The organism is Sphaerisporangium viridialbum (assembly GCF_049674955.1).
GTDB classification, from domain to species: domain Bacteria; phylum Actinomycetota; class Actinomycetes; order Streptosporangiales; family Streptosporangiaceae; genus Sphaerisporangium; species Sphaerisporangium viridialbum.
Window position 1 is genome coordinate 9,916,573 of sequence record NZ_CP187232.1, and the last position, 11,812, is coordinate 9,928,384.

General features: G+C 68.7%; 12 protein-coding genes. 7 read left to right on the forward strand and 5 right to left on the reverse strand.

The window, feature by feature from the left end; genetic code table 11:
- The first annotated feature begins 30 nt into the window (after nt 1–30).
- The 4 genes from ACOZ38_RS44775 to pknB all read left to right on the forward strand — a co-directional run bounded on the left by ACOZ38_RS44775 (nt 31) and on the right by pknB (nt 6,185).
- Nucleotides 31–1,380 (forward strand): FtsW/RodA/SpoVE family cell cycle protein, encoded by a 1,350-nt coding sequence (locus ACOZ38_RS44775; RefSeq protein ID WP_424537206.1) that lies wholly within the window; start codon nt 31–33, stop codon nt 1,378–1,380.
- Nucleotides 1,377–2,825, forward strand: coding sequence for a peptidoglycan D,D-transpeptidase FtsI family protein (locus ACOZ38_RS44780; protein WP_424536862.1), 1,449 nt, complete (start codon nt 1,377–1,379; stop codon nt 2,823–2,825). The genes ACOZ38_RS44775 and ACOZ38_RS44780 overlap by 4 nt, the downstream gene beginning before the upstream one ends.
- Nucleotides 2,822–4,258 carry a serine/threonine-protein kinase gene (locus ACOZ38_RS44785; RefSeq protein WP_424536863.1) on the forward strand — a complete coding sequence of 479 codons (1,437 nt, stop codon included), beginning with the start codon at nt 2,822–2,824 and terminating at the stop codon, nt 4,256–4,258. Before ACOZ38_RS44780 ends, ACOZ38_RS44785 begins: the two co-directional genes overlap by 4 nt.
- Before the next feature lie 82 nt (nt 4,259–4,340).
- Nucleotides 4,341–6,185, forward strand: a complete 1,845-nt coding sequence (gene pknB / locus ACOZ38_RS44790; protein ID WP_424536864.1) for a Stk1 family PASTA domain-containing Ser/Thr kinase — start codon at nt 4,341–4,343, stop codon at nt 6,183–6,185.
- 85 nt (nt 6,186–6,270) lie between these two features.
- Here pknB and ACOZ38_RS44795 read toward each other — a convergent pair whose 3' ends face one another.
- The 3 genes from ACOZ38_RS44795 to ACOZ38_RS44805 are packed head-to-tail and all read right to left on the reverse strand — an operon-like array spanning nt 6,271 to nt 7,665.
- Nucleotides 6,271–6,843, reverse strand: coding sequence for an anthranilate synthase component II (locus ACOZ38_RS44795; protein WP_424536865.1), 573 nt, complete (start codon nt 6,841–6,843; stop codon nt 6,271–6,273).
- Complete coding sequence (locus tag ACOZ38_RS44800) at nt 6,840–6,998, reverse strand: hypothetical protein (RefSeq protein WP_405142736.1); 159 nt, start codon at nt 6,996–6,998, stop codon at nt 6,840–6,842. The genes ACOZ38_RS44795 and ACOZ38_RS44800 overlap by 4 nt, the downstream gene beginning before the upstream one ends.
- 49 nt (nt 6,999–7,047) lie before the next feature.
- A complete protein-coding gene (locus ACOZ38_RS44805; RefSeq protein WP_405142738.1) occupies nt 7,048–7,665 on the reverse strand; it encodes a class E sortase in 618 nt (205 codons plus the stop codon).
- A gap of 391 nt (nt 7,666–8,056) precedes the next feature.
- Between ACOZ38_RS44805 and ACOZ38_RS44810 the strand changes: the two genes are divergently transcribed.
- A complete protein-coding gene (locus ACOZ38_RS44810; protein ID WP_405142739.1) occupies nt 8,057–8,302 on the forward strand; it encodes a cell division protein CrgA in 246 nt (81 codons plus the stop codon).
- 91 nt (nt 8,303–8,393) lie between these two features.
- On the opposite strand, the gene ACOZ38_RS44815 is transcribed toward ACOZ38_RS44810, so the two are convergent.
- Both ACOZ38_RS44815 and ACOZ38_RS44820 read right to left on the reverse strand, forming a co-directional pair.
- Entirely contained in the window at nt 8,394–9,269 is an 876-nt protein-coding gene (locus ACOZ38_RS44815; RefSeq protein ID WP_424536866.1) for a rhomboid family intramembrane serine protease, read from the reverse strand.
- A gap of 183 nt (nt 9,270–9,452) precedes the next feature.
- Nucleotides 9,453–9,986, reverse strand: a complete 534-nt coding sequence (locus tag ACOZ38_RS44820; protein WP_405142741.1) for a peptidylprolyl isomerase — start codon at nt 9,984–9,986, stop codon at nt 9,453–9,455.
- A gap of 186 nt (nt 9,987–10,172) precedes the next feature.
- Here ACOZ38_RS44820 and ACOZ38_RS44825 point away from each other — a divergent pair, with 186 nt between their 5' ends.
- Both ACOZ38_RS44825 and ACOZ38_RS44830 read left to right on the forward strand, forming a co-directional pair.
- The gene (locus tag ACOZ38_RS44825; protein ID WP_424536867.1) at nt 10,173–10,625 is read left to right on the forward strand and encodes a DUF5324 family protein; all 453 of its coding nucleotides are present in this window, start codon (nt 10,173–10,175) and stop codon (nt 10,623–10,625) included.
- Nucleotides 10,626–10,737: 112 nt separating this feature from the next.
- Nucleotides 10,738–11,811 carry a hypothetical protein gene (locus ACOZ38_RS44830; RefSeq protein WP_424536868.1) on the forward strand — a complete coding sequence of 358 codons (1,074 nt, stop codon included), beginning with the start codon at nt 10,738–10,740 and terminating at the stop codon, nt 11,809–11,811.
- Nucleotide 11,812 lies beyond the last annotated feature (1 nt).

Consider the following 11,812-nt stretch of genomic DNA (forward strand, 5'->3'; position numbering starts at 1 on the left):
GTGAGTGCCGTCGACGTCGCGGCCGTCCCCATGACCGCCAAACGGCGGGGGGCGCAGCTTGCCATGCTCGCCTTCGCCGTCGCGATCGTCATGGTCGCCTACGCAAGCGTCGGGCTGGGCAGGAACGGCCAGGTCCCCGCGGGCATGCTGACCTACGGCCTCGGTCTGGGCGGCCTGATGCTCGCCGCGTACTTCGTGCTGGCCAAGTTCGCCCCCTGGGCCGACCCTCTGGTGCTTCCGCTGGTGACGCTCGTCAACGGCCTCGGCCTGGTGATGATCTACCGCATCGAGCAGTCGGCGCCGAAGCTGGCCTCCGCGAGCAACCAGCTCTTCTGGACCGCGCTCGGCGTCGTCATGTTCTCCGTCACGCTCATCGTGCTGCGTGACCACCGCGCCCTCCAGCGGATGACCTACACCGCGGGCTTCGTGGGCCTCGGGCTGCTGATCCTCCCTCTGTTGCCCCTCCTGGGCAAGGAGATCAACGGCGCCCGCATCTGGATCGGCGTCGGCGGGTTCTCCATCCAGCCGGGCGAGTTCGCCAAGCTGGCCCTGGTCGTCTTCTTCGCCGGCTACCTCGTCGCCAAGCGCGACGTGCTCGCGCTCGCCGGGCGCCGCCTGCTCATGATCGACCTGCCGCGCGCCCGCGACCTCGGCCCCGTGCTCATCACCTGGGTGGTCAGCGTCGGCGTGCTGGTCATGGAGAAGGACCTCGGCACCTCGCTCCTGCTGTTCGGCGCGTTCATCGCGATGCTCTACATCGCCACGCAGCGCACCTCCTGGGTGCTCATCGGCGTCCTGCTGTTCATCGGCGGCGCGTTCGTCGCCGGCCAGCTGTTCAGCCATGTCGAGGCCCGCTTCGACGTGTGGCTCGACCCGAGTTCCAACGAGCTCTACAACCGCGACGGCGGCAGCAGCTATCAGCTCATGCAGGGCCTGTTCGGCATGGGGTCCGGCGGCATCCTCGGCACCGGCCTCGGTCAGGGGCACCCCGACCTGATCCCGCTGTCGTTCTCCGACTTCATCTTCCCCGCCACCGGCGAGGAACTCGGCCTCACCGGCCTGATGGCGCTGCTGATGGTGTACGCCCTGATCGTCGAGCGCGGCCTGCGTACGGCCATCGCGGCCCGTGACCCCTTCAGCAAGCTCCTGGCGGGCGGCATCTCGTTCATCCTGGCGTGGCAGATCTTCATCATCGTCGGTGGTGTGACCAACCTGATTCCCCTTACTGGCCTGGTCACGCCGTTCATGTCGCAGGGCGGCTCCGCCCTCCTGGCTAACTGGATCCTTATCGCCTTGCTGGTACGCATGTCAGACGCCGCACGGCGCCCGCCGCCGCAAGCCATCCAGGACGAGGGACTGACGCAGGTGTTTCAGCGATGAACGGCACGCTCAAGCGCGCCTCCGTAGCCTGCCTGCTCATGTTCGGCCTGCTGATGATCAACATCAACTACCTGCAGGCGGTCAAGGCCGACGAGCTGCGCACCGACAACCGGAACACGCGGAGCTTCTTCGCCCGCTACCAGACCGAGCGCGGCATGATCACCGCCGGCGGCGAGACGCTGGCCAAGTCGGTCGATGTCGGCGGCACCTTCAGGTTCCAGCGCAAGTACACCGACGGCCCGGTCTACGCTCCCGTCATCGGCTTCTTCGCCCCTGAGAGCGCGTCGGGCATCGAGGGCGCCGAGAACAAGTACCTCGACGGCACCCACCCCGACCTGTTCGTCCGCCGCACGGTCGACCTGATCACGAGCAAGCCGACCCGGGGCGCCGCCGTAGACCTCACGCTGGTGCCCAAGGCCCAGAAGGTCGCCTACGAGGACATGCAGAGGAGCGGCAAGCGCGGCGCCGTGGTGGCAATCGACCCGAAGACCGGCGCGATCCTCACCATGGTGTCGCTGCCGACCTTCGACCCGAACACCATGGCGGCCCCCGACAAGGCCAAGGCCGCGAGGGCCTACAACAAGCTCGACAAGGACGACAACAAGCCCCTGCTGAACCGCGCCATCTCGACGACCTTCGCCCCCGGCTCGACGTTCAAGGTGGTCACCTCGGCGGCGTACCTCAGCGAGGACACCTCGCGCAACGCCCAGACCGAGGTGGACGCGCCCAACGTCCTGCCGCTGCCCGGCACCAACATCAGCCTGCCCAACTACCACGGCGAGTCCTGCGGCGGCCGCGCGACGCTCGTCGCCGCCCTGACGATCTCGTGCAACACGGCGTTCGGCACGATGGGCCTCGAAATGGGCTACGACAAGCTCAAGGAGCAGGCGGGCAAGTTCGGCATCGGCCAGCCCATGGCGATCCCGCTGGACGTGGTCGCGAGCGACATCGGCCCGGACGAGGGCAAGGCCGCGCTGGCGCAGACCTCGATCGGCCAGCGCAGCAACCAGATCACACCGCTGCAGATGGCCATGGTGGCCGCCAGCGTCGCCAACGAGGGCAAGGTCATGAAGCCCTACCTCGTGAACAAGATCGTCAGCCCCGACGGCGACGAGATCGACAGCGCGCGGCCCCAGGAGCTCGACGAGGCCGTCACTCCGGAGGTCGCCGGCGAGCTCCGCGAGATGATGATCAGCGTGGTGCAGAACGGCACCGGCAAGGCCGCCCAGCTCCCCGGCATCACCGTGGCCGGCAAGACCGGAACCGCCGAGACCGCCAAGGGTCAGGCGTCGCACGCCTGGTTCATCGCCTTCGCGCCCGCCGAGGACCCCAAGGTCGCCGTCGCGGTGTTCGTCGAGTCCGGCAGCGCCGGCAACGACGCGACCGGCGGCGCGGTCGCCGCGCCCATCGCGCACGACGTCATGCAGGCGGTGCTCGGGCAGTGACCTTCGCCAACCGGGAGCTGAGCAACCGCTACCGGCTGACCGCTCGCATCGCGACCGGCGGCATGGGGGAGGTCTGGCGCGCGTCCGACCGGCTTCTGGGCCGGGAGGTCGCGGTCAAGCTCCTGCGCCAGCACGTGGCCGCGGACCCTGAGTTCCGCGAGCGCTTCCGCAACGAGGCGCGCATCACCGCCGGCCTGGCCGACTCCGGCATCGCCCAGGTCTTCGACTACGGCGAGCAGGACGACATCGCCTACCTGGTGATGGAGCTGGTCCCCGGCGAGCCGCTGGCGGCGATACTGGCCCGCAACGGCACGCTGAGCCCCGAGGTCACCCTCGACGTGATCGGCCAGACGGCACGGGCGCTGCACACCGCACACCGGTCGGGCATCATCCACCGCGACATCAAGCCGGGTAACATCCTCGTCACCGAGACCGGGATCATCAAGGTCACCGACTTCGGCATCGCGCGGGCCCTCGAAGGCTCCCGCATGACCATGACGGGCACCGTGCTCGGCACCGCGCAGTACGTCAGCCCTGAGCAGGCCTCGGGCAGCGCCCTGACCCCGTCGACCGACATCTACTCCCTCGGCGTCGTGGCGTACGAGTGCCTCGCGGGGCGGCCGCCCTTCACGGCGCCCAACCAGGTGGCCATCGCCCTGCTCCACATGAACGAGCAGGTGCCCCCGCTACCCGACAGCGTGCCGAAGCCCGTCCGCGACCTGGTCATGGCCATGCTCGCGAAGAGCCCCGACCACCGGCCCGCCACCACGCGCGAGCTGGCCGACCGGGCGATGGTGCTGCGCGACTCGCTCTCCACCCCGAGCGCCTCCCAGCTGAGCATGCTCACCGATCCGTCCGGTTTCGCCGTCCGCGAAGCGCTGGAGCAGTCGGGAGCGCTCGACCAGCCGGGCGACCCGTTCGCCGGCCTGTACGAGACCACCGGCACGGCCGTCCCGCCGCGCACCTCCACGCGCATCGGGCATCCCCCCGCGGGCCCCCGGAGCACGCGTCCGGCGGCGGCGCCGAGGCGCAGGCGCAAGCGCGCGGCGATCGGGTTCTTCGCCGCGGCGGGCTGTGCGGCCGCGGTCGGATTCGGGGCCCTGGCGGCGGGCGGGCTCCCTGAGCTGGGGCTCAACAGCGGCCCCTCGCAGCCGCTCAACCCGACGACCGGCGATCCCACGCGATCGTCGTCCCCGTCGAAGCCCGCGACGACACCGCTTCGACCGAAACCCGTGAAGTCTGTCAAGCCCACGGTGTCACGGTCGGCTACGGTAAGCACATCGGCTACACCGACTCAGGAGCGTACGCCGACGCCCACTCCGTCTCCTAGTCCAACCCCTACTCCGACGCCCACACCGACCCCCACGCCGAGTGAGACGCCAAGCCCCAGCTCATCCGCAAGCACCACAATCCCCCCGAACGGGGAGACGTAATGCGGCGCGGGGTCGATGATGGACACCGGCAGCCGCACCGCGGGCCGGTACCCAAGATGAACGGCAAGGGACAGTGCAGGAAATGACTCAGCCTCGGCTACTCGGTGGTCGCTATGAGCTCGACGGGGTCGTCGGGCGCGGCGGCATGGCCGAGGTGTATCGCGCCCGGGACCTCCGGCTGGACCGTGTTGTCGCGATCAAGACACTGCGTTCCGATCTGGCGAGAGACCATATCTTCCAGGCCCGTTTCCGCCGTGAGGCCCAGTCCGCGGCGTCCTTGAACCACCCCTCGATCGTGGCGGTGTACGACACCGGCGAGGACATGACCGAGGGCACCCCCGTGCCGTACATCGTCATGGAGTTCGTCGACGGGCGCACGCTCCGCGACCTGCTGAGGGCCGACCGGCGCCTGCTGCCCGAGCGGGCCACCGAGCTGGTCGACGGCATCTTGAGGGCTCTGGACTACAGCCACCGCGGCGGCATCGTCCACCGCGACATCAAGCCCGCCAACGTGATGATCACGCTTGCCGGCGACGTCAAGGTGATGGACTTCGGCATCGCGCGGGCGATGGCGGACTCCGCCGCCACGATGACCCAGACCGCGCAGGTCATCGGCACCGCACAGTACCTCTCGCCCGAGCAGGCGAGGGGCGAGCGCGTCGACGCCCGCAGCGACATCTACTCCACGGGCTGCGTGCTGTACGAGCTGCTGACCGGGCAGCCGCCGTTCACCGGTGACTCGCCCGTGGCGATCGCCTACCAGCACGTGCGCGAGGACCCGATCCCGCCGTCGCAGATCGACCCCGACATCCCGCAGTGGGCCGACGCCATCGTGCTCAAGGCCATGGCCAAGGATCCCGCGCACCGCTACCAGAGCGCCGCCGAGATGCGGGCCGACATCCAGCGGGCGATGTCCGGCATGCCGGTCGACGCCCAGACGATGGCCCTGAGCCAGAACAACTACACGGGCCAGCAGACCCGCACGCTGAACGCGCCCGGCGGCCCCGCCACGCAGCGTGCCAACGCGGTCCCCGCGTACGACTACGCCCCGACGGAGACCGGTGGCCGCTACGAGCGCCGCCGCGCCAACTCCGGCAACACCGCGCTGAAGACGGCGGCGTGGATCCTGGTCCCGTTGCTCGTCATCGGCGCCTTCATCGGCATCGGCTACGCCTTCCTCAGCTCGCCGGGCGGCCAGGACGTCGCCAGCCAGATCGAGATCCCCTCCTTCAAGGGCCAGACCGCGGAGGCCGCGAAGGCCAAGCTGGAGAGCCAGGGCCTGAAGGTCAACGTCGTCGAGGAGTTCAACTCCGACGTCGACAAGGGCACCGTGATCGAGACCGACCCCCCGGCCGGCCAGCAGGTGGCGAAGGGCAGCAACGTCGATCTCAAGGTCTCCAAGGGCGTCAAGCAGGTGGCCGTGCCCGACGTGGTCGGGAGCAGCATCGACGACGCCACAAGTACCCTCGAGTCGAACAAGCTCAAGGCCCAGATCGTCAGCGTCGTCTCCGGCAAGGAGCAGGACAAGGTCTTCCAGACCAAGCCCGCCGCCGGTGAGAAGGTCGACGAGAACAGCATCGTCAAGATCTATGTGCCCAAGGCGCAGACCGATGTCCCTGACGTCACCGGCCAGACGGTCGCCGACGCCAAGGCCACGCTGACCGGGGCCGGCTTCAAGGTCAAGACCATCCAGCAGACCAGCCAGGATGTTCCCAAGGGCAGCGTGATCAGCCAGAGCCCCCGAGGCGGCGCCAAGCTGACGCCCGGTATGACGATCACCCTGGTGGTGTCCTCAGGACCGCCGGAGCAGACCTTCCCGACGGACCAGCCGACCCAGCCGACCGACCAGCCGACCGACCAGCCCTCGGACCAGCCGACCACAGACGACCCGTTCAGCGAGCCGCCGCCGGACAACTTCGGCAACTGACCCGCCGACACGAGAAGAGGATCTCCGCCGCTCGGGGGCGACGGCGGAGACCCTCATCCGATAGTCGTCACAGAAGCCCTCGGCGTTACACGATCTGCGCCAGCCAATTCGCGAGAAGTCCGTGCCCGTGGTCCGAGAGCACCGACTCGGGGTGGAACTGCACGCCCTCGACCCGGGCGGCACGGTGCCTGAGCCCCATGATCACCCCGGAGTCGGTGACGGCGCTGACCTCCAGCACATCGGGCATCGTCTTGGGGACGACGGCCAGCGAGTGGTAGCGCGTCATGGTGACCGGCGAGGGCAGCCCCTCGAACACACCCCTGCCGTCGTGGGCGATCTCGCTGGTACGGCCGTGCATCAGCTCGGGCGCGCGGGCGACGACGCCTCCGTACGCCACGGCGATGGCCTGGTGGCCGAGGCAGACGCCGAGCAGGGGAAGGTCGCGCTCAGCGCAGAAGGTCACCAGGGGGACGCTCACCCCGGCCGCCTCAGGGGTGCCGGGGCCGGGGCTGATGACCACCCCGTCGAACCCCTCGGCGTCCCGCACGCGCACATGGTCGCGCGGCCGGACGTCGCACTCGGCGCCCAGCTGCCGGAGGTACTGCACGATCGTGTGGACGAAGCTGTCATGGTTGTCCACGACGAGCAGGCGGGTCATTGGCCTACGGTCACCCGGTCGAGGGGCACGTGCGGCTCTAGCTTGGGGAACACCACATACCAGAGTACGACTCCGGCCAGGCCGGCCAGCAACAGCACGGTGATGACCTTCACGCCGGTGCCGCCGGGGATGACCCGCCAGATCCATCCGTACATCGGCTCCCCTCTCTTCCGCCCTGGCTCGTGAACGGACTGCTTCGGTGTGTCAGGCCGATCGGCGATCCTGCTTGCTCGAAAGGACGCCGAAGACGATGAGCCGCTGCCGCGCGGAGTACTCCGGGTGGCAGGTCGTCAGGGTGATCACGGCTTGGGTCGGCCGGCTGTCGGGATGGTCGGGCACGGGCGCGATGACGTCCACGTCCGCCGGGTAGACGACCTTCTTGCTCGACACCCGGTAGGTGTAGCGCGCCTCGGGGGCGTCGATCACGATGGCGTCGCCGCGGCGCAGCTCGTTGATGCGGTTGAAGGGGGCCGCGTAGGTGGTGCGGTGCCCGGACAGGACGAAGTTCCCCACCTTGCCCGGCATCGCCGTGCCCGGGTAGTGCCCCGGCCCCCTGCGCAGGTCCTCGGAGGTGACGCCTTCGAGGATGGCGTACTCGTAGTCGCGTCCGAGGCGGGGGATCCTGATGAGCGCGACGGCGTCGCCCACGTCGATCTTGGCGAGCTTCGCGTGCTTCGGGCCGTCCAGCAGCTGCTGCTTGAGGATCCGCTGGTACCACTCGGTGTACGAGCTGGTGCCCCACAGCAGGTAGCCGCAGAACAGCAGCATGACGAGCCCGCCGGTGATGCTCAGCTCGCCGCAGATGCGCAGCAGGGCCCTCACGGGGGCTCAGCCACCCCGTGACGCGCCAGGGCCCCTTCCCGGCGGCTGGCGGGCATCCTGGGCTCGTCGAGCCTGTTCACCGAGTACATGCGTCCACAGCAGGCGACATAGTCATGAAATATCCGGATCAGGGTCGGCGGCGCGCGATCCACGCCTCGCGACAGCGAGCGTATTCGGGGCGGACCTGCTCCGCCCGGACGACACTCGCGCCTTGACCCGGACTTTGCGCCACCGCGTCCTGCGATTTCATGCCGTGAACGAGAGCTTGTTCGGCCTGGAATCGCCGTTCGACGCCCGCGCCGACTAGGCTTACTCGGGTCTTCCTACACCAGCGACTACGCTGGCTGCCAGAGCCCGCGACACCGCGCGGGTCCCCACCAGGAGAGCTGCCGTGCCCAAGTCTCACACTCGCAAGAAGGCGGTCTACACCCCGCCGCAGAAGTCGCAGCAGGTCAAGGTGAGCCCCCGCTGGCTGGCACCGGTCATGGTCGCTTCGTGGATCATCGGCATCCTGTGGATCGCCGTCTTCTACATCGCACCGAACGCTCCGGGCATCGCCACCCTGAGCAACTGGAACCTTCTGGTCGGCTTCGTCTTCATCATCTTCGGCGTGGTGCTGTCCACACGCTGGCGATAACACCTCGCCCGACGCCACGCCCGGCAGGTGGCGGACATTTTTCCACAGGTTTTATCCACAACCTGGGGAAGCAGCTCCGCCACAGGGCCGTCTAGCCGCTCAAGGGCATAAGGAACATCACGATCAGCACGTAGACGGCCAGCACCGCGAGAGCCGTACCGAGCTGGAAGGCCTTGCGGTTCTTGCCGGGCGCGTAAGCGAACAGGGCCGTCACCAGCGCGCCCGTGACCAGGCCGCCGAGGTGGCCCTGCCAGCTGATCCCCGGGATCACGAAGGTCAGCACCACGTTGATCCCGATCAGCCAGAGCACGCCGCGCACGTCGAACCCCAGGCGCCGGGCGACCACGAACATCGCGCCGAACAGGCCGTAGATCGCGCCCGAGGCCCCCACGGAGGCGGAGCCGGTGAGGTAGACGGCCACCGAACCGCCGAGCGCCGCCAGAAGGTACACGGCCCCGAACCTCAGCGAGCCGAGCATCCTTTCGAGCTGCGGGCCGATGACGTACAGCGCCCACATGTTGAACAGGATGTGCCAGTACGACGGCGGCGGCGCGTGCAGGAACGCCCCGGTGAGCAGGCGCCACCACTCGCCTGCGGCCACCCCGTACGCCGACATCTCGTAGCGGCCGACCAGTGACGCGTTGGCCACCTCGCCGAGGTAGGCGAGCACGTTGATCGCCATGAGGGTCCACGTCACCACGGGCGTGGTCACGGGCCTGCCCCCGAACGGCGCCTCGGCCTGGCGGATGGTCCTGCTGCCCTCGCGCACGCACTCGACGCACTGGTGGCCGACCGAGGCCGCCCGCATGCAGTCGGGGCAGATCGACCGGTCGCAGCGCTGGCAGCGCACGTAGGTCTCGCGGTCGGGATGCCGGTAGCACGTGGGAACGGCGCCCGCGTAAGGATCAGGCTGCGCCTGCCCCTGGGGCCGGTCCGACTGGTTCGGGTGATCTGGCTGAGTGGTCATCGCCTGTTCGAGGCCCCTTCGCCTGTGCGCTTATCCACAGACTGCCACCCTATTCACCGCTCCGGGTGCCCGGCGCCATCCGCGCCATGACGAAATCGTCGCTTCGGGCGGCCCCGGGGCACCGGGGCCGCCTTCGGCGAGCCTTGGTGAGCGGGACCGGCGTCGCGCGGGCCCGCGTGCGGCTCAGGACTGCACGCGCTCGATGGTGACCTCCTGCAGGACGATCTCGGGCACCGGGCGCTCCTGCCGGGTCTGGGCCTTGGAGATCGCGTCGACGACGTCCGCCCCCTCGATCACCTCACCGAAGATGGTGTGCTTGCCGTTGAGGTGCGGCGTCGGGACGACCGTGATGAAGAACTGCGAGCCGTTCGTCCCGCGGCCGAAGCGCTTGCCGGCGTTGGCCATGCCGAGCAGGTAGGGCCGGTTGAACTGCAGGTCCGGGTGGATCTCGTCGTCGAAGTCGTACCCGGGGCCGCCGATGCCCTGGCCGAGCGGGTCACCGCCCTGGATCATGAAGTCCTGGATGACCCGGTGGAAGATCGTGCCGTCGTACAGCTTGGCGTTGGTCTTCTCCCCGGTCTCCGGGTGGGTCCATTCCCTGGTGCCTTCGGCGAGCTCGACGAAGTTGCGCACGGTCTTCGGCGCGTGGTCGGGGAAAAGACGGAGCTTGATGTCTCCGAGAGTGGTCCGCAGTTTCGCGATGAGATTCTCAGCCATGAGAGGACTGCCCCCTTCGATATTTTTGGGTCGGATTTGTGATGTTTTGATAGCTATGGCGCATTGGCCTACCTGGCATCCTCCCACGCCGCGTCAGGATTGAGCCGCTTTCGAGCGGGAAGGTGAGCGTGCAGGGCCCCGAGGACAGGGGAGGTAATCGTGTCCCTGACACTGAGAAGACGCCGTGTGAAGCTGGTCATACCCAGCACGCGGATGGGTCAAATGAAGACCCATGCCATCCGGAAGGCAGAACAAGTCCGGCCGATGGCGAGCACCGCCCGTGAGGTCGCCGCACACCGGATCGAGGACGCTCGCGTCTGGGCCGCGCCCAAGCTCGACCGCGCGGCTCACTCGGTCGAGGAGCAGATCGCGCCGAAGGTCAGCGCGTTCCTCGTCCAGGCGGCAGAGAAGATCGATCCCGCACCGTCGGTCAAGCGACGCGGTCGCTGGTCGACCGTCGCGTTGCTGGCCGGGTTCGCCGCGTGCGCGGTGGGCATCGTGCTGTATCGCAACAACGCCCGCCAATGGGCCGACTCGATGAAGGACACCGCGGCCGACGCCAGCAGGTGGTCCGGCGACAGGGTGGAGGAAGCAAGCGAGGCCGGCAGAACGGACGAGACCTCGCGCCGGATGTATTGATCTGAAGATCGGCACGCGCCCCCCGGATCCTTCCGGGGGGCGCGTCCCGTTGTTGACGGTTGCCCAAGCGCTTGTTAGAACGTGTTCCACATCACCGAACCGTGGAGCACCGATGACGCTGTCGCCGCTCGATGACTATCCGGTCCACCAGGCCCCCGAGGTGATGCGTCACGTCACCACCTCAGACCGCAACTTCTACGACCGGTACTACTTCAACTGCCACGCCGGATCCGATGAGCTCATGCTGATCATCGGCCTGGGCCAGTACCCGAACCTGGGCGTGACCGACGCGTTCGCCTGCGTCCGGCACCGCGATCTCCACCGCGTCGTCCGCGCGTCCCGTGAGCTGGGAGCCGACCGCATGGACACCCGCGTCGGCCCCTTCCGTGTCGAGGTCGTCGAGGGGCTCAAACGCCTGCGGGTGGTACTCGACGAGAACGAACACGGCCTGTCGTTCGACCTCGCCTGGGAGGGCACGATCCCCGCGACGCTCGAACCCCGGCACTTCATCCGCTGGCAGGAGCGCGTCATCTTCGACTCGGTGCGGATGGCCCAGACGGGCCGGTGGACCGGGCACATCACGGTCGGGGACGAGCGCGTCGAGGTGACCCCCGGCCGCTGGCAGGGCACCAGGGACCGATCCTGGGGCATCCGTCCCGTCGGCGAGCCGGAACCTCCCGGCATCCAGGCGCGGAACTCAGGGACCTTCTACTGGCTCTACGCGCCGATGCGGTTCGACGACCACGCCATCCTGTGCATCGTCCAGGAGGACGAGAAAGGCCGCCGCATCCTGGAGGAGGCCGTGCGCGTCCGGCCCTCGGGCGAGGAGGAGTATCTGGGCAGGCCCGACTACCGTCCCGTGTACGTTCCCGGCACCCGGGAGGTCACCTCGGCCACGATCACCTTCTCTCCCCCGGGCGGCAAGCCGTTCGACCTGCTGTGCACGCCCCTGCTGCCCGTACACCTCATGGTGGGCACCGGGTACGGCCTGGAGCCCGGCTGGAAGCACGGCATGTACCAGGGGCCCGAGCCGGTCGTGCAGGGCGTCACCTACACCCTCCCGCAGGACGCGGCGAAGATGTGGGGAATGGTCGACGCCGTGGGCCGGTTCGAGTACGAGGGCAACGTCGGGTACGGCCTGTACGAGTACTGGGCGCTCGGCCCGCATCCGTCCTTCCCCGCGTGAC